The organism is Amycolatopsis sp. NPDC041971, assembly GCF_055588925.1.
The window spans coordinates 105,733-129,630 of the sequence record NZ_JBVJCE010000024.1; the positions used below are offsets into that span (position 1 = coordinate 105,733).

Below are 23,898 nucleotides of genomic sequence, written 5' to 3' on the forward strand. Positions count from 1 at the left end.
GGTCCCTCACTCCGAGGCCAGCCGCCGCAGGATGCCGGTGGCGTCGGCCACGATCGTCTCGATGAGGTCGCCGACCGCGGGCAGGTCGTCGAGCAGGCCGACGACCTGCCCGGACGCCAGCACCCCGGCGCTCCGGTCGCCCTCGACGAGTCCGGCGCGCAGCAACATCGGCGTGTTGGCGGCCATCAGGACCTGCGACCAGGTCCGGTCGCCGCCGCGTTTCATCCGCAGTCCCTCGGTGGCGAGCGAGCGCCACGACAGCCCGGTCAGTTTCCGGAACTTCGCGGCGTTGCGGGCGGCCCTGGCGAGCCCGCGTACCGGACCGGCGGACTCGATCGCGTCGACCAGTTCCGTGCGGAGCACACGATGCGGCATCCCGTCCACCTTGCGGGTGACGACGGTGCCGTTGAGATCACGAGTGAGGTAAGCCTGCTTGATCTCGTCGGGAACGGTGCTTTCCTTCGTCAGGAGGAATCGGGTGCCCATGGCGACCCCAGCCGCCCCGTAGGCGAGCGCCGCGGCCAGCCCCCGGCCGTCGAAGAAGCCGCCCGCGGCGACCACCGGGATGTCGACGGCGTCCAGCACCGACGGCAACAGCAGCGTCGTCGCGACCCCGCCGGTGTGCCCGCCGCCTTCGCCGCCCTGCACGATAACGGCGTCGGCACCCCAGCCCGCGACCTTTTCCGCGTGCCTGGCCGCGCCGACCGAAGGGACGACGAGAACGCCGTTGTCCTTGAGCCGCGCGATCATGGCCTTCTTCGGCGCGAGCGCGAAGGAGGCGACGCGGACCTCTTCGGTGATGAGCAGTTCGACTCGGCGCGCGGCATCTTCGGCGTCCGCCCGGAGGTTGACGCCGAACGGCTGGGACGTGCGGCTCTTGACCTCCTTGATGGCCGCCGCCAGTTCGTCGTAGGTCATCGTCGCGGACGCGAGGACGCCGAGGCCGCCCGCTTCCGCCGTCGCGGACACCAGCCGCGGCCCGGCGACCCAGCCCATCCCGGTCTGCACGATCGGGTGCCGGATCCCGGCCAGTTCGGTCAGCGCGGTCTTCACGAAGGGACTTCCTTGTCCCGCGACGTCTTCGGATCCAGATTGGTACGGATCAGAAGCAGTTCGGATTCGGTCGGCAGCCGGGATTCCGTGACCCCGTCGGTGCTCAGCGGGAACGACGTCGCCTCGACGACCTCGTCCACGGAAACCCCCGGATGCACGGAAAGCAGCCTCGGCGCGTGGTCTTCGCCACCGAAGTCCAGGACGCCGAGGTTGGTGACGACGCGGTGGACGTCGTGATATCGCAACCCCGCCTCGCTCGCCCTGGCGTAGCCGACGCCGGACACGACGTCGACGCGATCGACGAAGACCCGTTTGCCGTGCCGCGGAACCCAGTAGCTCGTGCGGTGGTTGGCCGTGTTGCCCGGCCCGCCGCGCACGCCGAGAAGCTGCTTCTCGGGCCGGGAATGGTCGCCGATCGCCGAGATGTTCTGGTTGCCCTCGCCGTCGATCTGGTTCGCGCCCATCACCACATGCCGTTTTCCGCGCGGTACCACGGTGTCGAGGACCTTGCGGAACGGCTGCCAGCCTTCGACGACGGAGTCGGGGGTCATCAGATACGCCTCGCCGTCGGACAGCAGGATGTCCGGTTCGAACGTCAACCTGGCGAGCCGGGCACCCAGCGACGGAATGAAACCCATGGGGCTCACCACGATTTCACCGTCACCGCGGAACAATTCGGCACAGGCCACGACGGCGACCTCGGCACGACTGATGTCACTCATGCGGACTCCCCGAATTCGGCGACGGCCTTCTGGTAGTGCGCTTCGTCGCCGGACAGGAACCTGTCGACGAACTTCGGCCACGCGTCGAGATCCTTGGCCGCTTCGGCGTAGTGACGCTGGAACCGTTCATCGCGCCCGTAATCCGGGACGGCGGTGGTGAAATGCGCGCCGTTCGGCGTTTCGGTCACCCCGGTGACGAGCATCCGGCTCAGCAGCAGGCTCTGTACTGGCCCCGCTTCGGCGAGTTCGGCCGTCTCCACGATCTTTTCCGTGGACACGTAACACTTTTCGGCGGCAAGGGCGAACAGTTCGTCGAAGTATGGATCCGGCCCGAGATACTGCGCGTTGCCCCGGGCGTCGGCGCGGTTGAGGTGGACGAAGGCCGCGTCGAGCTTGAGAGCGGGCACGGCCAGCAGCTCTTCGGTGTCGTCGTAAGGGGATCGGACGGTGCGCAACGACGGGTTCAGGTCCATGACGCCGGAGCCGAGGCCCGCTCGCGTCGGCAGGAACGGAAGTCTTTGCGCGGCAGCGGAAAGACCGGTCCCGAAAACACCTTCGTCGTACTCCGTGACGGAGATCGACCCGGCTTCCCGCGCCCGGGAGAACCACGGGTCGTAGGGGATCGAGTCCAGGGTGACGAAGCCGAAGACGAGATGCTTGATCTTGCCCGCCGAGGCCAGCAGTCCGACGTCCGGACCGCCGTAGGAGACCACGGTGAGATCCTTGACCGGCGAGCGCAGGATCGCGCGTACCAGCGCCATCGGCTTGCGCCGCGAGCCCCAGCCGCCGATCCCGATCGTCATGCCGTCCTCGAGTTCGGCGACGATCTCGTCCGGCGTCATCCGCTTGTCGGCCATCACTTCCCCTTACCGTCCAAGAACTCCTGGCGTGCGCCATCGGAGACACCCGCCAGGTTGAGTTCGAAGGTGAATCCCTGCTCGAAGCGGTAGCTGCGGTGCACGGGCTGGACGTCGATGCCGTTGATGGCTTGTTTCGCGGCGCGGATCACGCGGGTGTCCTTCGCCGCGATCTGCCGCGCGACACCGAGCGCGGTCTCGTCGAGTTCCTCCCGCACCACCACGGTGTAGACGGAACCGTGGTGGTGCAACTGATTCGCGGTGATCGTCGAAGCCGTGTAGTACAAGGCGCGCATCAGGTGCTGGGGGACCAGCCGCGAGAGATGGGTCGCCGCGCCGAGCGCGCCGCGATCGACCTCCGGGAGCCCGAAGGTCGCGTCCTCGCTGGCGATCACCACGTCCGCGTTGCCGACCAGGCCGACGCCGCCGCCGAGACAGAAACCCTGCACCGCGGCGATCACCGGGACCGCGCAGTCGTACACGGCGGAGAACGCCGCCGCGCAGCCCTCGTTCGCGCCGATCAGCGCGCCGTACCCCGGATCACGCTGGATCTCCTTGATGTCGACGCCGGCGTTGAAGCCGCGGCCCTCCGCGCGCAGCACCACCACGTGGGTCGCGGGGTCGCGCCCGGCGTCGGTGACGGCGGAGGCGAGGGCGAACCATCCCTTCACGCTCAGCGCGTTCACCGGGGGCGCGTCGATCGTGACCACGGCGATGCCGGGCTCCGGTGAGTGGGTGGAAATGGACATCGTGCACCCTTCGCCGCTACCAAACCTAGCACTTGCTTGGTACGTTAGCAGGACGTCCGGTCCGGGTACAGCGACGTGAAGGAGGCCCGGCATGGCACTCGAACTCCGGCTCGACGACGTCGTGGTGCTGGTGACCGGTGGGGTACGCGGTATCGGCGCCGGTGTCACCAGGACTTTTCTGCGTGCCGGCGCCGAAGTCGTCACCTGCGCCCGCACCGAACCCGAGCGGCCGGTCCGCGCCGGGGACAGGGCGTCGACGTTCATTTCTTGCGACGTCCGTGACCCGAAGGAGGTCGACGCGCTTGTCGAAGAGATCGTCCGGCGGCACGGCAGGCTCGACGTCGTGGTCAACAACGCGGGTGGCGCGCCGTACGCCGAGGCGGCGAACGCGTCGCCGCGGTTCCACGAAAAGGTCGTCGCACTGAACCTGCTGGCGCCGTTGACCGTCGCCCGCGCGGCGAACGCGATCATGCGGCAGCAGGAAAGCGGCGGCGTCATCGTGAACATCAGCAGTGTCAGCGCGACGAGACCGTCGCCGGGGACGGCATCCTACGGTGCGGCGAAAGCGGGCCTGGACAACTTGACCGCGTCGCTCGCCGTCGAGTGGGCGCCGAAGGTGCGGGTCAACGCGCTCGACGTCGGCATGGTCCGGACCGAGCACTCGCATCTGCACTACGGCGACGAGGCGGGAATCGCGGCCGTGGGCGCGACAGTCCCGTTAGGACGGTTGGCCGAACCGGACGAGATCGGTTCCTGTGCGGTGTTCCTGGCATCCCCGCTGGCCTCTTATGTCAGCGGTGCCTGCCTGACCGTGCACGGCGGGGGAGAGGTGCCCGCCTTCCTCGCCGCTTCCCATTCCAGGGTCGGAGAACGAAAGGAGCCGGTGTGAGCGGGATCGCCGACGGCCGGATCGTGGTGGTGACCGGGGCCGGACGTGGTATCGGCCGGGCGCACGCGCTCGCCTTCGCCGCCGAGGGCGCGCGGGTGGTGGTGAACGACCTCGGCGCCGGGATCGACGGCGGCGGCGGGTCGGCGGGACCCGCGCAGGACGTCGTCGACGAGATCGAGGCGCTCGGCGGCAAGGCGGTCGTGAACACCGACGACATCGCGTCCTGGGACGGCGCCGCCGCGCTGGTGCGGACGGCCCTCGAAACGTTCGGTGGCTTGGACGTCCTGGTCAACAACGCGGGATTCCTGCGCGACCGGATGCTCGTCAACCTCGGCGAGGACGAATGGGACGCGGTCATCCGCGTCCATCTGAAGGGGCATTTCGCGCCGACGCGGCACGCCGCCGAGTACTGGCGAGCCGAGGCGAAAGCGGGCCGGACGCGGGCCGCGCGGGTGATCAACACCAGCTCCGGGGCCGGCCTGCTCGGCAGCGTCGGACAGGGGAACTACGCGGCCGCGAAGTCCGGGATTTTGGGTCTCACGCTGGTCGCGGCCACCGAATTCGCACGTTACGGCGTCACCGTGAACGCGATCGCCCCGGCCGCCCGTACCCGCATGACCGAAGTGGCGTTCGCCGACGACATGACCGCGCCGGAGGACGGTTTCGACGCCATGGCACCGGAAAACGTGTCGCCGCTGGTGGTGTGGCTCGGTAGTGCGGAATCGTCCGCGGTCACCGGCCGGGTGTTCGAGGTCGACGGCGGACGCGTCTCGGTCGCGCAAGGCTGGCGGCACGGCACGATGCGGGACAAGGGTTCCCGGTGGTCACCGGCCGAACTCGGTCCCGTCGTGGCGGAACTGCTGGCAGAGGCTCCGGTCCCTGAACCCGTTTACGGGGCTTAGGCGTCCCGCGTCAGATCCCGGACCGCGGGGAGCTGCCGGAACCCGCCGGACTCGTAGGTCGCGACGGCGGCGATGTTCGAACTAGGTGTGTTGACCCCCGCGCTCGACGACCCCAGCTCCTGGAGAGCGGCGGCCGCCGCGACGGAGATCGCCCTGCCATGACCGTGCCCGCGATGGTCCCGGTGCACGCCCATCGGCTCGAGGATCCCGGGCTTCCCCGGACCTGCCGACCACACGGCCACCGCCGCGACTGGGTTGTCCTGGTCGTCGTGCCCGACCAGGCACCGGCCATCGGCGTACGGTGCCCCGGCCGCCATCGTGTGCCACTTCTCGGGGGTGAAGGTCGACCCGTCGAACGCCGCCCGTGTCATGTCGGCCCACACGTGTGCTCGGTCTGGTCCGATCGTCTCGATCCGCAGGTCGGGAGCCTTCACCGGTTCGGTGAGGTCGCGGCGCAGCGGTGTCCACGGTTCGTCGGTGCGCCAGCCGTGCTCGCGCAGCACGTTCTGGATCACCGCGTCCATCGGCGCCTCGACGGACACCTTCCCCGCCGGCAGCACACCGCGTTCCGGCGCGATCACGTCTTCGGTCATCCGCCGCGCCAGTTCCTCGTCCTCACGAACGTCCGGCGCGGTCGTGAGCCGCAGGAGGTCGGCGCCGTCCAGGAGGCCGACGGCGACAATCCGGCCGTCGCGGCGCCAGATCCGGACCGCCGCGGCCGTCGCCCCCGTCCCCGCGCGCCAATACCAGCCGAGGTCACCGGGATGCAACTGCCAGGCCACCCCTTCGGATTGCCAGTCCCGCAGCGCGTCCACGGCTTCGTTCAGGCCGTCCGGCCCCGGTTGCTCCAAGCTGATCGCCATACCGGTGATCACACACCCCGCACGAAAGGCTCGCATCCGGTTTTCGGTGAGGCCAAGATGAGGACGTGAAGTCACTTCAGCGTCGTCTCTGGGAAGCGGTCGAGCCGCTGCACGCCGTCGTCTATTTCGCCGCGGAAACGGCGGCCGCGGCCAAGGCGGTGGGGCTGCCGGGTTGGTGGATGGGTTATTTCGCCGGCCGGGTCGCGCCGCTCGGGGCGCTGCCGGAAGCGCCCGCGACAGCGATGCTCTTCGGGTTCGCCCCGCGGAGGGTCGCGCGCTCCCTGCCGGACGCGTGGAAGTACGCGGAACCCGCCGTCGTGCTCCAGAGCCGGATGGACGCCGTCGAGGCCGCCCTGAACCGGATCCTCCCCGCCGACGCGCCTCTCGACGAACTCGCCGATCTGCTCGAACAGGCCGTCGGCGGCTGCGACCACGCGGGCAGGCCGCTCGCCGCCGCCTGGTCTTCGGTCGCCCGGCCCGCCACGGCGGCCGGGCGGGTCTGGCTCGCGGCGACGGTGCTGCGCGAACATCGCGGGGATGGTCACGTGCTTTCCGCGGTCACCGCCGGACTGCGCGGACTCGACACCGCGCTGACCCACATCGGCAGTGGGGCGGTGACCCGGGAGGTCATCCAGATCAATCGTGGCTGGTCCGATGACGAATGGGACGAGAGCGTCACGCGGTTGGCCGAACGAGGCGTCCTCGACGGCGATCTGACGCTCACCGAGCACGGAACCGCCCTGCGCCAACGGATCGAAGACGAGACCGACCGCCTCGCCGCCGGTCCGCTGGAAGCACTCGGGGAGGACGGGGCCGCAGCGGTCCTGCGGATCGCCGTCCCGCTGAGCCGAAGGATCTTCGACACCGGCGCGATCCCGCTGCCGAATCCGATGGGGGCGCCGCGGCCCTGACCGCTCGAAACTGTCGGACCCCGGTGGGACGCTGTTCCGCATGGCGACGTGGCGACAGTTCAGTGAAGAGGCACCCGCGCTGGCGGAGAAGATCAAAGAGCGGTTCACCGCGGCGAAGTCGCATGTGCTGGCGACGGTCCGGCGGGACGGCTCGCCCCGGGTCAGTGGCAGTGAGGTCGATTTCCGTGAGCAGGACTTGCTGATCGGTTCGCTGATCGGCGCGATGAAGGCGAAGGACCTACAGCACGACGGCAGGTTCGCGATCCACGCCGCCTCGGCGATCGACGAGGGCGGCGCGGACGCGAAGGTGTCGGGAAAGGCCGTCGAGATCACCGATCCGGCGGAGGTCGCCCGTCTGCAGGGCGACGACGGGGAGGCACACGTCTTCCGGCTCGACCTCACCGAGGCCGTGCTGACCTGGGTCGAGGGCAACACCATCTATTTCGACTTCTGGAAGGAGGGTCAGGGGAGCAAACGGCTCGCGAGGCCGGACAACGGTCCGGTGGCCGAGGTCGACTTGGACTAGTGCGTGTCTCTCAACCGACGGTTGGCGGGTTGGGCGAGGAAGCGCGCTTGAGAGACACGGCGCTAGATCCGTTCGATGATCGTGCCGGTGGAAAGCGCGCCGCCGGCGCACATCGTCACCAGCGCGGTGCTCGCGTCACGGCGTTCCAGTTCGTGGAGCGCCGTGGTCAGCAGACGGGCCCCGGTGCTGCCGACGGGATGCCCGAGCGCGATCGCGCCACCGTTCACGTTGACCTTGTCCTCGCCGGCCCGGTGCACCCGCTGCCACGACAACACAACTGAAGCGAACGCCTCGTTGACTTCGAAGAGGTCGAGGTCGCCGATCGTCATCCCCGCCTTGGTCAGGACACGTTCGGTCGCCTGCACGGGACCGTCGAGGTGGTAGTACGGCTCCGCGCCGACCAAGGCCTGCGAGACGATCCGCGCTCGCGGCTCGAGGCCCAGCGCCTTCGCCCGGTCCGAGTCCATCAGGAGGAGCGCGGCCGCGCCGTCGGAGATCTGCGACGACGTCCCGGCCGTGTGCACGCCGCCTTCGAGGACGGGCTTGAGCTTGGCGAGCCCTTCGACGGTCGTCTCACGCAGCCCTTGGTCACGGGATACCAGCCGTGTTTGGCCGGTCGGCTCGCCGTCCTCGCCGAGCACGGGTGCCTTCACCGCGACGACCTCGCGGTCGAAGTGTCCCGCGGCCCACGCGGCGGCGGCCTTGGCTTGCGACGCTGCCCCGAACAGGTCGACGTCGTGTCGGGTGATCCCGCGGCGTTCCGCGATCCGCTCGGCCGCGCCGTACTGGTTCGGCATGTCGATCGACCACGTCTGTGGCCGTGGCGTGCCGATGCCCTCGCCGCGGTTCGCACCGAGCGGAACCCGGCTCATCGCCTCGACACCGCAGGAGACGCCCGCGTCGATCGCCCCGGCCGCGATGAGCCCGGCGATCAGATGCGTCGCCTGCTGCGCCGAGCCGCATTGGGCGTCGATGGTGGTCGCGCCCGTGGTCTCGGGGAGCCCGGCGTGCAGCCACGCCGTGCGCGTGACGTTGCCCGCCTGCTCGCCGGCCTGGGTCACCGCACCGCCGATCGCCTGCTCGATCAGCGCGGGATCCAGTCCCGCGCGTTCGAGCAGGGCGCGCTGCGCCGCGCCGAGGATCTCGGCGGCGTGCAGTCCCGCCAGGTGACCCCTTCGCTTGCCGACAGGGGTGCGGACCGCCTCGACGATCACCGGACTACCCACGTTCGCCTCCCGGGGAAACACCGTTCACTACCGAGGAAAGTAGAACACGTTCTTGATTTGAGCAAGTCACCGCAGGGTCGGCCGGCTCTTGATCACTGATCGCCGCTCCCCTTCATGATCGGACTCGCAGTGCTCTTATTGGGTGAGTTAACGGGTTTCACTGAAGCACTTCACTTGGTGAACACCGTATGCTTCAATCGGTTCTAGAACGTGTTTCATTGGCGAACCGCGTAGGAGGTAGCCCGTGGCCGCTCCCCTGATCCCCGCCGGTTTCGATTTCACCGATCCGGATCTTTACGCCACCAGACTGCCTCTGGCGGAGTTCGCCGAACTCCGCCGCACGGCACCGGTCTGGTGGAACCCGCAGCCGCACAACACCGCGGGCTTCCGCGATGACGGTTACTGGGTGGTCAGCCGGCTCGAAGACGTCAAGGCGGTGTCGAGGGACAGCGAGCTGTTCTCCTCCCGGGAGAAGACCGCGATCATCCGGTTCGACGAGAACATGACCGAAGACAGTCTCGAAGCCAACCGTCTGGTCCTGCTCAACATGGACGCCCCACAGCACACGAAGTTGCGGCGGATCGTGTCGAAGGGCTTCACACCGAGGTCGATCGCGAGACTCGAGGACACCTTGCGCGAGCGCGCGGAGAAGATCGTCGGCGAGGCCAAGAAAAAGGGCTCCGGCGATTTCGTCGTCGACGTCGCGTGCGAACTTCCCTTGCAGGCCATCGCCGAACTGATCGGCATCCCGCAGGAAGACCGGCTGAAGATCTTCGACTGGTCCAATCAGATGGTCTCCTACGACGACCCCGAGTACGAGGTCGAACCGCTCGCCGCGTCCGCGGAGATCGTCGGCTACGCCTGGAACATGGCCGAAGAGCGGCGTAAGTGCCCGATGGACGACATCGTCACCAAGCTGGTGCAGGCCGACGTCGACGGCGAATCACTGGCCTCCGACGAGTTCGGTTTCTTCGTCATCCTGCTCGCCGTCGCGGGCAACGAGACCACGCGCAACGCGATCACCCACGGGATGAAGGCGTTCCTCGATCACCCCGATCAGTGGGAGCTGTACAAGAAGGAGCGGCCGAAGACCGCTCCGGACGAGATCGTCCGGTGGGCCACGCCGGTGGTCGCCTTCCAGCGCACGGCGACCAGGGACACCGAACTCGGCGGGCAGCACATCCGCGAGGGCGACCGGGTCGGGATGTTCTATAGCTCCGCGAACTTCGACCCGGACCACTTCGACGAGCCGGAGAGGTTCGACATCCTCCGCGACGACAATCCGCACGTCGGTTTCGGCGGCACGGGTTCGCACTACTGCATCGGCGCCAACCTCGCGCGGTTGGAGATCGATCTGATCTTCAACGCGATCGCCGATGTCATGCCGGACATCGCCGAGGTCTCCCCGCCGGACCGGCTCCGGTCGAGCTGGCTCAACGGGATCAAGCACTACCAGGTCTGCTACGCCTGAACCGGTGCCGTGGGCCTCGCCGCGTTCGTTGTCGCGCTCACCGGCGGGGCCTCCCGGGAGGAGTTCGCCTACACCGTGCCGCGTGATCGCCCCCGGGTTCGGCGTGGTCTACGCGCCCGGACTGTCTCCAATGGACATCCACGCCGTCTTCGAGGCCACGATCGACGGCCGCCGGTACGTCTTCGACGCGACCGGCCCCGCGTTCCTCTCCGCCCTCGGCTGTGAGCTGGACTTTCTCGGCAACACCGTCCTGGCGGCCGCGGTCCCGCCGCTGCGGGAGGACGACGGCTCGGAGCCGATCGTGCTCGCCTGATCGCGTGTTGCCCACGAGCCGTGACCTCGCTGAGGTAGACATGGGCGTGTGAGGGAGAAGCAAGCACCGACGAAATGGAAGCGGCTGCGTGCCCGCTACCGCTGGCTGGACCACGTGGCGCGGGCGGTGAACCGCTACATCGAGTACGGCGGTTACCACTACGTCGCGTCGATCACGTATTTCAGCCTGTTCTCGCTGGTGCCCATCCTCATGGTCGCGGTGTCGGTGGCCGGCTTCGTGCTGGCGAGCCAGCCGCAGCTGATCGAGTCGATGCTGAGCGCGCTCACCGGCACCCTGCCCGGTGGCCTCGGCGACAAGGCGGGCGAGCTGCTCACCGGGTTCGTGGAGCAGCGGACCAGCGTCGGGATCATCGGTCTGATCATCGGGCTGTACTCCGGCTGGAACTGGATGAACTGTCTCCGCGACGCGCTCACCGCGCTGTGGGGCCAGAACCGGTCGGATCTGCCGCTGCTGCGCACGATCGCCGGCGACCTGGTCGCGCTGCTCGGCCTCGCGAGCGCGCTGCTGGTCTCCTTCGCCATCACGCTTTCCGGGTCCGCGCTCGGCCGGTACCTGCTGGGACTGGCCGGGGTGGACGACACCGCCTGGGGGCACAACGTGCTGTCGGCGATCTCGATTCCCCTGGCGTTACTGGCCAACTGGCTCGTGTTCCTCTGGGTGCTCACGCGGCTGCCGCGGAAACCGGTCGGGGTCCGCAGCGCGATGCGCGGCGCGGTCGCGCTGGCGCTGGGCTTCGAGCTGCTGAAGCAGGCCGGTGGGATTTACCTGCGGTTGATCGGGGACTCGCCGACCGGGGTGGCGTTCGGTTCCATCATCGGTCTGATCTTCTTCATCTCGCTGGTGGCCCGGATGCTGGTGTTCGTCACGGCCTGGACGGCGACCGCGCGCGACGCCCCGCCGGATCCGGTCCGGCCGCCCCCGCCCGTGGTGGTCCGGCCCGTGGTGGCGGCACCCGATCGGCACGGCTTCAAACCGGTGCTGGTGGGGGCGGTCACCGGGGTGGTCGCGACACTGGCCGCGCAACGCCTCCGCCCGCGCCGCCGCCCCTGACACGTGCGATGAGACCCCTTCAGCTCGGCTTGGCCGAACCCACCACCCACATCGAGAAGAACTGTGAACCGCCGCCGTACGCGTGTCCGAGCGCGATCCGCGCGCCGTCGACCTGGTAGTCCCCGGCCCGGCCCATCACCTGCTTGGCCGCTTCGGAGAACCGGAGCATCCCGGACGCGCCGATCGGGTTCGACGACAGGACACCGCCCGACGGGTTGATCGGCAAGCGGCCACCGAGCGCGGTCTCACCCGCCTCGGTGAGCTTCCAGCCTTGGCCTTCCTCGGTGAATCCCAGATTCTCCAGCCACATCGGCTCGAACCACGAGAACGGCACGTAGATCTCGGCGGTGTCCACTTCGGACAGTGGGTCGGTGATGCCCGCGGCCCGCCACAACGCGGCGGCGGCGTCCCGTCCTGCCTGGGGGTTCACCTGGTCGCGTCCGGCGAACGTGGTCGGTTCGGTGCGCATCGCGGTCGCGTGGATCCACGCGGCACCGCCGGGAACGGCGTCGCCCGACGCTTCGTCCCCGATCACCATCGCGCAAGCGCCATCCGAGGACGGGCACGTTTCGTCGTAGCGGATCGGGTCCCACAGCATCTGCGACGCCTGCACCGACTCCACCGTGATGTCGGACTGCCGCAGATGGGCGTAAGGGTTGAGGGCGCCGTTGCGGCGATCCTTGGCCGCGACGACCGCGCCGACGTGGTCGGGCGCGCCGGATCGCCGGATGTACGAGCGCACGTGTGGCGCGAAATAGCCGCCCGCCCCGGCGCCCACCGGCATCTGGAACGGCGGCAAGATCGACAGACCCCACATCGCGTTCGACTCGGACTGCTTCTCGAAGGCCACGGTCAGCACCCGCTGGTGCACACCGGCCTGCACCAGCGACGTCGCCACGAGCGCGGTCGAACCGCCGACCGAACCCGCGGTGTGCACGCGCAGCAGCGGTTTCCCGGTCGCGCCGAGCGCGTCGGCGAGGAACAGTTCGGGCATCATCACACCCTCGAACAGATCCGGCGCCTTGCCGAGGACGACGGCGTCGATGTCGTCCCAGCCGGTCTGGGCGTCGAGCATCGCCCGGTCGATGGCTTCCCGGAGCAGTCCTGGCATGGACACGTCGGTGCGTTTGGCCTTGTGGTGGGTCTGGCCGGTTCCCAGTACGGCCGCGAGGTGCTTCACGAGAGGACCTCCAAGGTCGCGACCAGGTTCTGCTGGAGGACGGGGCCGCTGGTCGCGTGGGCGAGGGTCTTGCGCGCGCTGCCGTCGAGGATGTGGTTCGCCGCCTCGCCGATCCGTGCCAGGCCGGCCGAGAACATCGGGTTTCCGGTCAGGACGCCGCCGGAGGGGTTGATCCGCACCCGGTCGCCGAGGCCCAGCGCGTCGCGCAGGATCAGCTCCTGGTGGGTGAACGGCGCGTGCAGTTCCGCGAGTTCGACACCGTCGAGGTCGAGCGCCCGCCCGGCGGCCATTGTGGACGGTGACCTGGTGAGGTCACGGACACCGAGCGCGGGGGAGTCGACGCGGTGCTCGATGCCGGTGATCACCGCGGGGCTGTCGACGAGGTCCGCCGCCCGCTCGACCGAGGCGAGCACGAGGACGGCGGCGCCATCGGTGACGGGGGCGATATCGTGAGCCCGTAGAGGATCCGCGACGAACGGCGTGTTCAGGAGATCGGCGACTTCGACCGATCCGGAGAGCTGCGCGGCGGGATTCCCGGCGGCGTCGGCGCGGCTGCGCGCGGCGACCTCGGCGAGGTCCTTTTCGGACCACAGCCCCGCTTCGAGGCCCAGTCTCGCCTGGATCCCGGCGACGCTCACCGAGTCCGGCCACAACGGCGCGACGACGTACGGGTCCATTTGCAGGGCCAGCACTCGGCGCAATTGCCCGGCGGAGGACTTGCCGAACCCGTAGACGAGCGCCGTTTCGACCTCGCCCATCCGGATCTTGAGCCACGCCTCGTACAACGCCCAAGCGGCGTCCATCTCGACGTGTGACTCGTGGATCGGCGGGAAGGCGCCGATGGCGTCGACGGCGGCGATGAACGAGAACGCGCGGCCGGCGAGGTAGTCCGAGGAGCCCGAGCACCAGAACCCGATGTCCTCTTTGGACAAACCGGTGCGCTCGAAGACCTCGGCGAAGATCGGCACCAGCATTTCCACGCCGTTGGTGGTGCCCGGGGTGCTGCGGACGTTGGGGGCCTGCGCGAAGCCCACGACTGCTACATCTGGCACGGTGGTCCTCACAGATGGTGGGCGAAGGATTCGTACGGTGCGTCGGGTTCGCCGGTCGGTTCGAAATGGCCGATGTTCTCCAGCGACGTCCACCATCCGTCCCGCGGTTTCCACGCGGCACGGACCCGCATGCCCATCCGGACGTCGGCGGCGTCGCAGCCGAGGACCAGGTGCAGGAACGCGATGTCCGCGCCGTCGAGCAGGACGTACGCCGCGACGTACGGCGGTTTGATCTTCTGTCCGAGGAACGGCACGTTCACGATGCAGAACGTGGTGACGATGCCGGTGTCGGGCAGCTCGACCTCGTCGGTGGTCGGAACACCGTCGGTCGGGCAGGCACCGCGCGGCGGGATGTAGACCTTCTCGCAGGAGGGACAACGCTGGCCGATCAGCTTCCCCTCGGCGAGCCCGCGCAGGTACCGGCTTTCCTCCGGCGACGCGGAATGCTCGTAACGCAGGTGGATCGGCGTGATCACCACGCTGACCGGCGCGCCCTCTTCGCGTTTCGCGACCGGGGGAGGCCCCTCGGTGGGTTCGGTGTCGGGCCCGTCGGCGGGGACGAAATAAGCGATGTCCCGGATGTGGCCGACGGTCTCGTTCGCCCAGCGGATCCGTACCCGCTGTCCAGTGTGGACTCCTCCGGGACTGCCCGCGTCGACCGCGTGCAGGATCGACGTGTCGGCTCCGTCGAGCCGGATCAGCGCCCAGGCGAACGGCCGTGACAACGGCTGGCCGTCGAGGGGTTCGGCGATCCAGGACCAGGAGACGATCTCGCCCTCGGACGCCACCGGCACGAACTCGGACAGCGCCTCGGCGGTCACGGGATCGTATTCCAGCGGCGGCACGTGCACGCGGCCGTCGCTGCCGCGAACGCCTTCGACGCGGCGCTCGCGCAGGGCGTTGACGAACCGGCCGAGCACGGGGCCGACCGAGCGGGTGTAGTCGAAGCCCACGTTGAGCGGGGCCGACAGCGGAAGTTCGGGTGCGCTCACGTTCTGAGTGAAACACGTTCTTGATTTTCCGGCAAGACCGGTCGTGTCGGGCCCACAAACGGTTGCTCTTGAGTGGAACGCGTTCTAGATTTTCGGCTATGTCGACTGCCACCGGGACACTTGGGGTTTGGAACATCGCCGCGCGGGAGCCGGAGCGGGTCGCACTCGTCGATCCGGACGGCCGCTCGATCGGCTACGGAGAGCTCGCCGCGAAAGCGAACGCGTACGCGCGGGGGCTTCAGGCCCTCGGGCTCGAGACCGGGGACGTGGTCGTCGTCCTGCAGCCCAACGGCGACGAACTCGTCGCGGCCTATTTCGCCGCCCTCCAGTCCGGTCTGTACATCGTGGTGGTCAACTGGCATCTGGTCGGGCCGGAGGTCGCCTACATCCTTTCCGACAGCGGCGCCAAGGCCTTCCTCGCACACGAACGCTTCGCCGACGTCGCGATCGCCGCCGCCGACGAGGCCGGGATCCCGGAGCGCGGGCGGTTCGCGGTAGGTGACGTCGCGGGCTTCCGCCGGATCGAGGAACTCGGTTCCGGCGAGGGCGACGGGCGTCCGGAGCGGCGCACCGCCGGCTCGCCGATGCTCTACACGTCAGGGACCACGGGACGGCCCAAGGGTGTCCGGCGGCCGCTGAGCGGAGCCGATCCCGACTCCGTTCCGGGCGCGTCGACCTGGTTCTTCGGGATCTTCGGCCTGGTGCCACACGACGGGCACGTGCACCTGTGCGGGTCGCCGCTCTATCACACGGCGGTGCTCAACTTCGTCGCCATTTCGCTTCAGCTGGGGCATACCGCGGTGCTGATGGACCGCTGGGACGCCGAGGAGATGCTGCGGCTGATCGAGCGGCACCGCGTCACGCACAGCCATATGGTCCCGACGCAGTTCCGCCGTCTGCTCGCGCTGCCGGACGACGTCCGCGCGGGCTACGACGTGAGTTCGCTGCGCGTGATGATCCACGGCGCCGCGCCTTGTCCGCTGGAGGTCAAACGCCGGATGCTCGACTGGTGGGGTCCGGTCGTCACCGAGTACTACGCGGCCACCGAGGGTGGTGGGACGGCGATCTCGGGGGAGGAGTGGCTGGAGAAGCCGGGTTCGGTGGGGTTGCCATGGCCGGGTTCGACGATCAAGATCCTCGACGACGAGGGCACGGAACTGCCCGCCGGCGAAACCGGCACGGTGTACATGAAGATGGGCGACTCGAAGTTCGAGTACCACAAGGACCGGGCCAAGACGGACAAAGCGCGGGTCGGGGACCTGTTCACGCTCGGCGACGTCGGGCATCTCGACGAGGACGGTTACCTCTTCCTCCACGACCGCAAGGCGGACCTGATCATCTCGGGCGGGGTCAACATCTACCCGGCGGAGATCGAGGGCGAACTGGTGATGCACCCGAAGATCGCCGACGTCGCGGTGTTCGGCGTCCCGCACGAGGACTGGGGCGAGGCGATCAAGGCCGTCGTCGAGCCCGCCGACGGTGTCGAGCCGTCCGACGAGCTGACCGCGGAGATCCTCGAGTACGCGGCGTCCCGGCTGGCGAAATTCAAACTCCCGCGTTCAGTCGACTACTTGCCCGAACTCCCGCGAGACCCGAACGGAAAGCTCTACAAGCGCAAGCTCCGCGACCCCTACTGGACCGGTTACCGCGTCCCGTAACCCGTAACTCGCGTGATCGAACGGCGAACTCGCGTGATTGAAGGCGGAACTCGCGTGATCAGACGGAGAACTCGCGTGATCAGACGGACATGACCGTGTTCGCCGTTCAATCACGCGTGTTCGCCCTCTGATCACGCGAGTTACGGGTTCGATCACGCGAGTTACGGGGTTAGCGTCCTCGAAAGACGGGTTTGCGCTTCTCGGCGAAGGCGCGGGGGCCTTCCTTCGCGTCTTCGCTCGCGAAGACCTCGATGCCGTATTGGGCGTCAAGCTTGAAGGCCTCCTCCTCGTGCATGCCCTCGGTGTCGCGCAGGGTCTTGAGGATCGCGCGGACCGCCAGCGGACCGTTCGCGGAAATGAGGCTCGCGAGTTCGAGCGCTTTGTCCAGCGCCTTCCCGTCCGGGACGACGTGGCCGATCAGGCCGATCTCCAGCGCCTCGGCGGCGGTGATGTGCCGCCCGGTCAGCAGCAGGTCGGCGGCGACGGTGTACGGGATCTGGCGGGGGAGTCGCACGGCTGAACCGCCCATCGGGAACAGGCTCCACCGCGCTTCGGAAACGCCGAACTTCGCGCTCTCGCCCGCGACGCGGATGTCCGTCCCTTGGAGGATCTCCGTACCGCCCGCGATCGCGGCGCCTTCGACGGCGGCGATCAACGGCTTCTTCAGCCGCCGTCCTTTGAGCAGGCCCTCGATGCGGCTGGGGTCGAACGTGCCCTTCTCGAACGAGTCGGACGGCGAGTTCTTCGACATCGACTTCAGGTCCGCGCCCGCGCAGAACGCGCCACCCGCGCCGGTGAGCACGCAGCAGCGGACCTCGTCGTCCTCGTCGACCCGGTTCCACGCCTCGACCATGATCCCGAGCATCTCGCCGCTGAGCGCGTTGCGGGCCTCCGGCCGGTTCATCGTGACCACGAGGGTGTGTTCGATCTTTTCCACCAGCGCGTGCGGTTCGCTCACCGAAACCTCCCCAAGAGCGGCCATTGCCCAGAACAATAACATGTTCTACTTTGAGGGAGTGGCACTCAACATCGCGGATCTACTCGAGCACGCCGTCGACGCCGTGCCGGAGCGCATCGCGGTCGTCTGTGGCGATCGGCGGGTCACCTTCGCCGAACTGGAAGAGCGCGCCAACCGGCTGGCGCACCACCTCGCCGCACACGGCGTGGGACCCGGATCCCACATCGGTGTCTATTCCCGGAACTCGATCGAGGCCCTGGAATCGATGATCGCCGCGTACAAGCTGCGCGCGATCGCGGTCAACGTCAACTACCGCTACGTCCACGGTGAATTGCGGTACCTGTTCGACAACGCCGACCTCGTGGCGCTGGTCCACGAGCGTCAGTATGCGGACAAGGTGGCCACCGTCCTGCCGGAGACGCCGAAACTGAAACACGTTGTCGTTGTCGACGACGGAAGCGACGGCGACTACTCGTCTTACGGCGGCGTGGACTACGAAGCCGCGCTCGCCGAGGGATCCCCCGAGCGGGACTTCGCCGAACGCAGCGCCGACGACATCTACATCCTCTACACCGGTGGCACCACCGGCTATCCCAAGGGCGTCCTGTGGCGCCACGAGGACATCTGGCGCGCGCTCGGCGGCGGCATCAACTTCGTCACCGGCGAGTACGTCCCGGACGAATGGACGCTCGCCGAACAGGGCAAGTCGGGCAGCCTGGTCCGGCTCCCGGCCGCGCCGCTGATCCACGGCGCCGCGCAGTGGGCCGCTTTCGGCGCGCTGTTCACCGGCAGCCCGGTCGTGTTCGTCCCGCGGTTCGACGCGCACGACGTCTGGAAAGCCGTGCAGGACAACAAGGTCCAGGTGCTCACCATCGTCGGTGACGCGATGGCGCGGCCGCTGATCGACGCCTACCGCGAGGGTGACTACGACGCGTCGTCGATCGTCGCGGTGTCGAGTCACGCCGCCCTGTTCTCCCAGTCGGTGAAGCAGGAATTCCTGTCGCTGCTCCCGCATGTGGTGATCACCGACGCGATCGGATCGTCCGAAAGCGGATTCACCGGCATCGGCATGGTCAGCAAGGACAGCGACCATTCGGCCGGCCCGCGGGTCGACTTCGGCAAGGACGCGATCCTGGTCGACGACGACGGCGCGCTCGTCGAGCCGGAACCGGGCGCGATCGGGCTGATCGCCCGGCGCGGGCACGTCCCGCTCGGGTACTACAAGGATCCCGCGAAGACCGAGAAGATCTTCGTCGAGATCGACGGCAAACGGTACGTCGTCCCGGGTGATTACGCGCGCTACGAGGACGACCTCACGGTGACCCTGCTCGGCCGGGGGTCGCAGTGCGTGAACACCGGCGGCGAGAAGGTGTACCCGGAGGAAGTCGAGGGCGCGCTGAAGTCGCACCCGGACGTCTTCGACGCGCTCGTCATCGGCATCCCCGACGACCGGCTCGGCCAGCGGGTGGCCGCGGTGATCCAGCCGAGGGCGGGCAAGGAGCCCGACTTCGTCGCGCTCGAAGCGCACGTGCGGACCGAGATCGCCGGGTACAAGGTGCCTCGCACGCTCTGGCTCGCCGAGGAGATCGGGCGCTCGCCCAGTGGCAAACCGGACTATCCGTGGGCGGAGCGCTACGCCGCCGAGCACGAGCCCGCCACCATTCCATCGGCGTAAAGGAGTTTCATGCGGACGTCTCTGTGCGACCGGCTCGGGATCGAGCTGCCGATCGTCGGGTTCACCCCGTCCGAACACGTCGCCGCGGCGATCAGCCGGGCGGGTGGTCTCGGCGTGCTGGGCTGTGTGCGATTCAACGACGCCGCCGAACTCGACTCCGTCCTGTCCTGGATGGACGAGAACACCGGCGGCAAACCGTACGGCGTCGACATCGTCATGCCCGCCAAGATCCCGGCCGAAGGGACGTCGATCGATCTCGCGAAACACATCCCCCAGGGGCATCGCGACTTCGTGGAGCGGACTCTGCGTGACCTCGCGGTGCCGCCGCTGCCGGACGACACCGACGAACGCGCGGGAGTGCTCGGCTGGCTGCATTCGGTCGCGCGGTCGCATGTCGAGGTCGCGCTGAAGCACCCCATCCGGCTGATCGCCAACGCGCTGGGTTCACCGCCGGTGGACATCATCGAACGGTGTCACGCGAAGGGTGTGCCGGTCGCGGCCCTGGCGGGCAAGGCCGAGCACGCCGTCCGGCACGTCGAGAACGGCGTGGACATCGTTGTGGCGCAAGGCTATGAGGCGGGCGGGCACACCGGAGAGATCGCGTCGATGGTCCTGCTGCCCGAGGTGGCGGACGCCGTCGGCGACCGCGTTCCGGTGCTCGCCGCGGGCGGGATCGGCTCGGGCAGACAGGTCGCGGCGGCACTCGCGCTGGGCGCGTCCGGGGTGTGGATGGGCTCTTTCTGGCTCGCCACCGAGGAATACCTCCAGACCATGGGGGATTCCGAGGCGGTGCAACGCGCACTGGTCGCGGCGGGTTCCTCCGACACCGTCCGGACGCGGATCTACACCGGCAAACCCGCGCGGCTGCTCAAGACGCGGTGGACCGAGGCGTGGGCCGCGCCCGACGCGCCCGAACCGCTGCCGATGCCGTTGCAGAACCTGCTGGTGTCCCACGCGCACGACCGGATCCATCACGCCGCGGATCCGACTGTGGTCTCGATGCCGGTCGGGCAGATCGTCGGCCGGATGGACCGGGTGCGCCCGGTCGCCGAGGTGATCGCGGAACTCGTGTCGGGCTACGACGAGGCACTGTCGCGTTTGGACAAGACCCGCTGAGGCCGCCCACTTGCTATTGAGGGGTAAGGCAAGGGCGGCATGACTGAGCCTTGGGATGAAGGACTTCTTCGCTGGCTTCAAGGTAGGAGAGCGCGGCAAGGTGGTTCTATTGAGGAGAAGGTCAAAGGTGTCGTGCGAGGTGGAGGCATCCACGGAGCACACGAGGGCAGGGGTGGGCGTGACCGTGGTCCTGGTGTCACCAGGGGTGCCTCGGAAGGTAGTGAAGGCCTCCTTCCCTGCCTTCAGGGTAGGCAAGGAGGCCTTCACGGACCGGTGAACGTTTCCTCGTCCGGTGATCATGTCGCCCGACCTCACGACACCTTTGCCTTACCCCTCAATATCCCTCTTGTCACTCACGACCCCTCGCGAACCACGCAAGTCGGGCAATGATCCCTCGGAAGTGTCCCGTATGGACAGTTGAGCGGGTGTCAGGCCTCTTTGGCGAGCCCGCTTCCTCCGCAACGCCACGTCTGCCTTCCCGCACGCTATGAACGGTCCGTTACTTGCAAATTTCGCAAGTAACGGACCGTTCATAGCATGCCGTGCGCGAGGAAACCTAAAGCCCGGCGGCCGCGTTCTTGATCGCGGTCGCGAAGGTGCTCACCTCGGTGTAGACGCCGGGAGCGTGCGCCCGCGCGCACCCCTCGCCCCAGCTGGTGATGCCGACCTGGATCCAGGCACCGGCGCTGTCGCGACGGAACATCGGGCCGCCCGAGTCACCCTGGCAGGTGTCGACGCCGCCGGAGTTGACGTTGCCCGCGCAGATCTCGGCGCTGGCGATCAGGCCGGCGTAGCTGCCGCCCTGCGCCTTGCAGGTCGAGTCGGAGACGAACGGCACGTTGGCCTTGAGCAGGTAACGCTGCTGCGCCCCGCCCTCGGACGCGGCACCCCAGCCCGCGATGGTGAACGTACCGCTGTTGTTGGCCGACGAGGTGTTGATCGGCAGCGTCGGGATGCCGCTGACCGGGCTCGCGAGCTTGATCAGGGCCCAGTCACCACCGGTGGAGGTGGGGTAGGTCGGCGACCGGTGCACGTAGGTCGACCTGACCTTCGTGGCCGCGGTGCTCTGCAGGTCCACGACACCGAGGGTGGCGGTGATGCCGGTGTTGGCCCCGGTCCGCGACACGCAGTGCGCGGCCGTCAGCACGATCTGCGGGGTGTAGAGCGCCCCGCCGCAACCCATGGAAAGCCTTACCATCCAAGGGAATTCGCCCTGAGCGGCGCGGGTGCCACCGACCACGTCGGTGGACGGCGGCTGCGCGGCGGCGGCTTGCGGAGCCGTGGCGAGACCCGCCAGGGTTCCGGCCGCCGCGACGGCGATCAGGGATTTTTTGAGCAGGCTGAACCGACGCTTGATGTTCAAGGGTTCATTCCTTCCGGCTGTCCACAGTGGAGGCAGGGAGACTGACTGCGGCCACCTGACTACAGCAGGTGGACATACACCGGGACAACCGACTTTCTTCGGATCTTTCGGCCGATGGTGGTGATTAACGGACGTTCGAGCCGAACCGCCGACGAAGGGCGTAGCCCAGAGCGCCCAACGCCAGTACTCCCGAACCGGTGACCACGGAAACCGCCGGAAGGCTGAACGCGAGCACGGCGCAACCGAGCAGGCCGGCGATGGGGATGATCCGACGTGCGGGTCGCAGGGTCAGCGCGCTGGCGTTCGCCACGGCGTAGTAGGCGAGTACCGCGAACGAGGAGAAACCGATCGCGCCGCGGAGGTCGAGGGTGCTCGCGAGCAGGGCGACGACGACACCCACGGTCACCTCGGCCCGGTGCGGGACGCCGAACCGAGGATGCACCGCGGTCAGGTAACGAGGGAGGTGCCCGTCGCGTGCCATGGCCAGCGTGGTCCGCGAAACACCCAGGACGAGTGCGAGCAGGGAGCCGAGTGCGGCGACCACGGCACCCACCCGCACCGCGGGCGTGAGCCACGACCAGGACGACCTCTCGACGCCTTCCGCGATCGGGTCCGGGCCGCGGCCCAGCAGCTCCGGGCCGAGGTGGTACAGCAGGACGAAGGCGAGAACGGCGTAGACGACCAGCGCCAGCCCGAGCGCGATCGGCACGGCGCGGGGGATGGTGCGCGCCGGATCGCGGACCTCCTCGCCCAGCGTGGCGATCCGGGCGTACCCGGCGAACGCGAAGAACAGCAGGCCTGCGGCCTCGAGTACGCCGCCGATCCCGGGAGCTGACAGCGGGCCCGGTGTCGCCGTCGTCACCGTGCCGCCGAAGAGCATCGCGGCCGCCGCGAGCGCCAGGATCGCACACGTGACGGACACGATGAGCCTCGTCGCGAACGCCGAGCGCTGGACACCGCGGTAGTTCAGCCCGGTCAGCGCGGCCACGACGGCCACCGCGAACACGCTCCGCCACGGCTGCCCGAGCCCTGGCGCCGCGTAGGTGACCACGGTCAGTGTCATCGCCGCGCAGCTGGCCGTCTTGCCGACCACGAAACCCCATCCGGCGAGATACCCCCAGAACTCGCCGAGGCGTTCCCGTCCGTAGACGTAGGTTCCGCCGGAAGCCGGGTACAGCGCGGCCAGCCGGGCCGACGACGTCGCGTTGCAGTAGGCGATCACGGCGGCGATGGCGAGCCCGGCGGGGAGCCACGCTCCCGCGGCCCGGGCGGCCGGGGCGAAGGCGACGAACACCCCGGCCCCGACCATCGAGCCGAGTCCGATGAAGACCGCGTCGCGGAGGCCGATCCGCCGAATGAGGGTGCCCTTTTCGTCCACGAGTGTGAGCGTGGCATGAACACTTCGTTCGGGTCAGTACAGCCCAGGTGAACTCGGCCTAAGATCTGGACAGTGAGAACACGTTCACCGAGAGTCCATCCTTCTGCCGACGGCCCGGTTCGAGACGGAATTCCCGAACACGGCCGCATTCCACGCTATTACGCGGTCAAAGTCGAACTGTTCGACGTGATCTCCGAATTGGGACAAGGAGCGGCACTTCCCACGGAACGGGAACTGTCCGAACGCTTCGAGGTTTCCCGCGCCACGGTCCGCCAGGCCGTCGGTGAACTCGTGCTCGAGGGGCGGCTGAGCAGGCGACAGGGGAGCGGCACGTACGTCGCGGGCCCGAAGCTCGTCCAGCCGCTCGCTTTGGTGAGTTACACCGAAGGACTCAGGAGGCAGGGCATTCAGCCGGGCCGGAATTTGATCTCGCTGGAACGGCGCGAGGCGGGTCCTTCACTGGCTTCGGAACTGAAAATCGATCCCGACGACGACGTCATCCACATCGAGCGGGTGCTGCTCGCCGACGACGAGCGGGTCGGGCTGGAATCGACCTATCTCACCGCCGAGCGATTCCCGACACTGATGGATGTGTTCGATCCCACACAGTCTCTCTACGCCTGTTTGCGGGAACGGCTCGGGGTGGTCTTCGACGGCGCCGAGGAGCGCGTCGAGACCGTTCTCGCCACTCCTCGGGAGGCTCTGCTGATCGGGACGAACCCGGCGTTGCCGATGCTGCTGATGCACCGGACGTCGTGGGGGACCGACGGCATTCCGTTCGAGCGCGTCCGGTCGCTGTTCCGTGGCGATCGGTTGTCCTTCGAAACCCGCCTCGGCCGCGTGGAGTAACCCGTTCCCCGCGCGGTATTTGTACTTTCAACGACCGCATTCAGAGGACGAAACGCGGACAAATGTAACGCGAAGATAACAGGTCTGGTCCACATTTCGGGAGCACTTCACCTGGGGTTACGGC

At 68.4% G+C, this 23,898-nt stretch carries 24 protein-coding genes; 12 read left to right on the forward strand and 12 right to left on the reverse strand.

Going from position 1 to position 23,898, the window contains the following annotated elements:
* Window positions 1-6: 6 nt before the first annotated feature.
* Genes ACZ6DT_RS35955 through ACZ6DT_RS35970 form a run of 4 tightly spaced genes read right to left on the reverse strand, consistent with a single transcriptional unit; the run spans window position 7 to window position 3,381 of the window.
* Window positions 7-1,053, reverse strand: a complete 1,047-nt coding sequence (locus ACZ6DT_RS35955; protein ID WP_465603605.1) for an NAD(P)H-dependent flavin oxidoreductase — start codon at window positions 1,051-1,053, stop codon at window positions 7-9.
* A complete protein-coding gene (locus ACZ6DT_RS35960) occupies window positions 1,050-1,775 on the reverse strand; it encodes a CoA-transferase (protein ID WP_465603606.1) in 726 nt (241 codons plus the stop codon). Before ACZ6DT_RS35960 ends, ACZ6DT_RS35955 begins: the two co-directional genes overlap by 4 nt.
* Window positions 1,772-2,632 carry a CoA transferase subunit A gene (locus ACZ6DT_RS35965; protein WP_465603608.1) on the reverse strand — a complete coding sequence of 287 codons (861 nt, stop codon included), beginning with the start codon at window positions 2,630-2,632 and terminating at the stop codon, window positions 1,772-1,774. Before ACZ6DT_RS35965 ends, ACZ6DT_RS35960 begins: the two co-directional genes overlap by 4 nt.
* On the reverse strand, window positions 2,632-3,381 hold the full coding sequence (locus ACZ6DT_RS35970) for an enoyl-CoA hydratase family protein (protein WP_465603611.1): 750 nt from the start codon (window positions 3,379-3,381) through the stop codon (window positions 2,632-2,634). Before ACZ6DT_RS35970 ends, ACZ6DT_RS35965 begins: the two co-directional genes overlap by 1 nt.
* Window positions 3,382-3,472: 91 nt before the next feature.
* Here ACZ6DT_RS35970 and ACZ6DT_RS35975 point away from each other — a divergent pair, with 91 nt between their 5' ends.
* On the forward strand, window positions 3,473-4,270 hold the full coding sequence (locus tag ACZ6DT_RS35975) for an SDR family oxidoreductase (RefSeq protein ID WP_465603613.1): 798 nt from the start codon (window positions 3,473-3,475) through the stop codon (window positions 4,268-4,270).
* The gene (locus tag ACZ6DT_RS35980) at window positions 4,267-5,172 is read left to right on the forward strand and encodes an SDR family oxidoreductase (RefSeq protein ID WP_465603615.1); all 906 of its coding nucleotides are present in this window, start codon (window positions 4,267-4,269) and stop codon (window positions 5,170-5,172) included. Before ACZ6DT_RS35975 ends, ACZ6DT_RS35980 begins: the two co-directional genes overlap by 4 nt.
* Here the strand turns inward: ACZ6DT_RS35980 and ACZ6DT_RS35985 are convergent.
* Window positions 5,169-6,035: a GNAT family N-acetyltransferase gene (locus tag ACZ6DT_RS35985; protein WP_465603617.1), complete on the reverse strand. Its 867-nt coding sequence runs from the start codon at window positions 6,033-6,035 to the stop codon at window positions 5,169-5,171. The two genes, ACZ6DT_RS35980 and ACZ6DT_RS35985, sit on opposite strands and share 4 nt — an antisense overlap.
* Window positions 6,036-6,100: 65 nt before the next feature.
* Between ACZ6DT_RS35985 and ACZ6DT_RS35990 the strand changes: the two genes are divergently transcribed.
* Together ACZ6DT_RS35990 and ACZ6DT_RS35995 are read left to right on the forward strand one after the other, a co-directional pair.
* A complete protein-coding gene (locus ACZ6DT_RS35990) occupies window positions 6,101-6,946 on the forward strand; it encodes an SCO6745 family protein (protein ID WP_465603618.1) in 846 nt (281 codons plus the stop codon).
* A gap of 40 nt (window positions 6,947-6,986) precedes the next feature.
* The gene (locus tag ACZ6DT_RS35995) at window positions 6,987-7,472 is read left to right on the forward strand and encodes a pyridoxamine 5'-phosphate oxidase family protein (RefSeq protein ID WP_465603619.1); all 486 of its coding nucleotides are present in this window, start codon (window positions 6,987-6,989) and stop codon (window positions 7,470-7,472) included.
* A 62-nt stretch (window positions 7,473-7,534) separates the two neighbouring features.
* On the opposite strand, the gene ACZ6DT_RS36000 is transcribed toward ACZ6DT_RS35995, so the two are convergent.
* Complete coding sequence (locus ACZ6DT_RS36000) at window positions 7,535-8,698, reverse strand: steroid 3-ketoacyl-CoA thiolase (RefSeq protein WP_465603620.1); 1,164 nt, start codon at window positions 8,696-8,698, stop codon at window positions 7,535-7,537.
* A gap of 244 nt (window positions 8,699-8,942) precedes the next feature.
* On the opposite strand from ACZ6DT_RS36000, the gene ACZ6DT_RS36005 reads away from it, so the two are divergent.
* The 3 genes from ACZ6DT_RS36005 (at window position 8,943) to ACZ6DT_RS36015 (ending at window position 11,553) form a co-directional block, all read left to right on the forward strand.
* Window positions 8,943-10,169, forward strand: a complete 1,227-nt coding sequence (locus ACZ6DT_RS36005) for a cytochrome P450 (RefSeq protein WP_465603622.1) — start codon at window positions 8,943-8,945, stop codon at window positions 10,167-10,169.
* A gap of 82 nt (window positions 10,170-10,251) precedes the next feature.
* Window positions 10,252-10,482 carry a hypothetical protein gene (locus tag ACZ6DT_RS36010; RefSeq protein ID WP_465603623.1) on the forward strand — a complete coding sequence of 77 codons (231 nt, stop codon included), beginning with the start codon at window positions 10,252-10,254 and terminating at the stop codon, window positions 10,480-10,482.
* A gap of 48 nt (window positions 10,483-10,530) precedes the next feature.
* Window positions 10,531-11,553: a YhjD/YihY/BrkB family envelope integrity protein gene (locus tag ACZ6DT_RS36015; RefSeq protein ID WP_465603625.1), complete on the forward strand. Its 1,023-nt coding sequence runs from the start codon at window positions 10,531-10,533 to the stop codon at window positions 11,551-11,553.
* Between the two features lie 19 nt (window positions 11,554-11,572).
* On the opposite strand, the gene ACZ6DT_RS36020 is transcribed toward ACZ6DT_RS36015, so the two are convergent.
* Genes ACZ6DT_RS36020 through ACZ6DT_RS36030 form a run of 3 tightly spaced genes read right to left on the reverse strand, consistent with a single transcriptional unit; the run spans window position 11,573 to window position 14,777 of the window.
* A complete protein-coding gene (locus tag ACZ6DT_RS36020) occupies window positions 11,573-12,733 on the reverse strand; it encodes a thiolase domain-containing protein (protein WP_465603627.1) in 1,161 nt (386 codons plus the stop codon).
* Window positions 12,730-13,785: a thiolase domain-containing protein gene (locus ACZ6DT_RS36025; RefSeq protein WP_465603628.1), complete on the reverse strand. Its 1,056-nt coding sequence runs from the start codon at window positions 13,783-13,785 to the stop codon at window positions 12,730-12,732. Before ACZ6DT_RS36025 ends, ACZ6DT_RS36020 begins: the two co-directional genes overlap by 4 nt.
* Window positions 13,786-13,793: 8 nt before the next feature.
* Entirely contained in the window at window positions 13,794-14,777 is a 984-nt protein-coding gene (locus ACZ6DT_RS36030) for a Zn-ribbon domain-containing OB-fold protein (RefSeq protein WP_465603630.1), read from the reverse strand.
* A gap of 98 nt (window positions 14,778-14,875) precedes the next feature.
* Between ACZ6DT_RS36030 and ACZ6DT_RS36035 the strand changes: the two genes are divergently transcribed.
* Window positions 14,876-16,435 carry an acyl-CoA synthetase gene (locus ACZ6DT_RS36035; RefSeq protein WP_465603631.1) on the forward strand — a complete coding sequence of 520 codons (1,560 nt, stop codon included), beginning with the start codon at window positions 14,876-14,878 and terminating at the stop codon, window positions 16,433-16,435.
* Between the two features lie 169 nt (window positions 16,436-16,604).
* Here the strand turns inward: ACZ6DT_RS36035 and ACZ6DT_RS36040 are convergent, their stop codons facing one another.
* Entirely contained in the window at window positions 16,605-17,393 is a 789-nt protein-coding gene (locus ACZ6DT_RS36040; protein WP_465603633.1) for a crotonase/enoyl-CoA hydratase family protein, read from the reverse strand.
* Window positions 17,394-17,451: 58 nt separating this feature from the next.
* Here ACZ6DT_RS36040 and ACZ6DT_RS36045 point away from each other — a divergent pair, with 58 nt between their 5' ends.
* From ACZ6DT_RS36045 to ACZ6DT_RS36055, 3 genes are read left to right on the forward strand one after another with little or no spacing between them, the layout of a single operon-like run.
* Window positions 17,452-19,068 (forward strand): acyl-CoA synthetase, encoded by a 1,617-nt coding sequence (locus ACZ6DT_RS36045; RefSeq protein ID WP_465603635.1) that lies wholly within the window; start codon window positions 17,452-17,454, stop codon window positions 19,066-19,068.
* Window positions 19,069-19,077: 9 nt separating this feature from the next.
* The gene (locus tag ACZ6DT_RS36050; RefSeq protein ID WP_465603636.1) at window positions 19,078-20,184 is read left to right on the forward strand and encodes an NAD(P)H-dependent flavin oxidoreductase; all 1,107 of its coding nucleotides are present in this window, start codon (window positions 19,078-19,080) and stop codon (window positions 20,182-20,184) included.
* Window positions 20,185-20,239: 55 nt separating this feature from the next.
* The gene (locus ACZ6DT_RS36055; protein ID WP_465603638.1) at window positions 20,240-20,461 is read left to right on the forward strand and encodes a hypothetical protein; all 222 of its coding nucleotides are present in this window, start codon (window positions 20,240-20,242) and stop codon (window positions 20,459-20,461) included.
* Between the two features lie 279 nt (window positions 20,462-20,740).
* Here ACZ6DT_RS36055 and ACZ6DT_RS36060 read toward each other — a convergent pair whose 3' ends face one another.
* Together ACZ6DT_RS36060 and ACZ6DT_RS36065 are read right to left on the reverse strand one after the other, a co-directional pair.
* The gene (locus tag ACZ6DT_RS36060; RefSeq protein ID WP_465603640.1) at window positions 20,741-21,547 is read right to left on the reverse strand and encodes a S1 family peptidase; all 807 of its coding nucleotides are present in this window, start codon (window positions 21,545-21,547) and stop codon (window positions 20,741-20,743) included.
* 124 nt (window positions 21,548-21,671) lie between these two features.
* On the reverse strand, window positions 21,672-22,925 hold the full coding sequence (locus tag ACZ6DT_RS36065; RefSeq protein WP_465603642.1) for an APC family permease: 1,254 nt from the start codon (window positions 22,923-22,925) through the stop codon (window positions 21,672-21,674).
* Between the two features lie 72 nt (window positions 22,926-22,997).
* On the opposite strand from ACZ6DT_RS36065, the gene ACZ6DT_RS36070 reads away from it, so the two are divergent.
* Window positions 22,998-23,774 carry a GntR family transcriptional regulator gene (locus ACZ6DT_RS36070; protein WP_465603644.1) on the forward strand — a complete coding sequence of 259 codons (777 nt, stop codon included), beginning with the start codon at window positions 22,998-23,000 and terminating at the stop codon, window positions 23,772-23,774.
* Window positions 23,775-23,898: the final 124 nt, after the last annotated feature.

What these genes read in the sequence shown, in the direction of transcription:
- ACZ6DT_RS35965 (WP_465603608.1), bottom strand. Translation starts at nt 2,632, where the DNA reads ATGGCCGACAAGCGGATGACGCCGGACGAGATCGTCGCCGAACTCGAG.
- ACZ6DT_RS36050 (WP_465603636.1), top strand. Translation starts at nt 19,078, where the DNA reads ATGCGGACGTCTCTGTGCGACCGGCTCGGGATCGAGCTGCCGATCGTC.
- ACZ6DT_RS36055 (WP_465603638.1), top strand. Translation starts at nt 20,240, where the DNA reads ATGAAGGACTTCTTCGCTGGCTTCAAGGTAGGAGAGCGCGGCAAGGTG.
- ACZ6DT_RS36035 (WP_465603631.1), top strand. Translation starts at nt 14,876, where the DNA reads ATGTCGACTGCCACCGGGACACTTGGGGTTTGGAACATCGCCGCGCGG.
- ACZ6DT_RS35970 (WP_465603611.1), bottom strand. Translation starts at nt 3,381, where the DNA reads ATGTCCATTTCCACCCACTCACCGGAGCCCGGCATCGCCGTGGTCACG.
- ACZ6DT_RS35975 (WP_465603613.1), top strand. Translation starts at nt 3,473, where the DNA reads ATGGCACTCGAACTCCGGCTCGACGACGTCGTGGTGCTGGTGACCGGT.
- ACZ6DT_RS35995 (WP_465603619.1), top strand. Translation starts at nt 6,987, where the DNA reads ATGGCGACGTGGCGACAGTTCAGTGAAGAGGCACCCGCGCTGGCGGAG.
- ACZ6DT_RS35960 (WP_465603606.1), bottom strand. Translation starts at nt 1,775, where the DNA reads ATGAGTGACATCAGTCGTGCCGAGGTCGCCGTCGTGGCCTGTGCCGAA.
- ACZ6DT_RS35985 (WP_465603617.1), bottom strand. Translation starts at nt 6,035, where the DNA reads ATGGCGATCAGCTTGGAGCAACCGGGGCCGGACGGCCTGAACGAAGCC.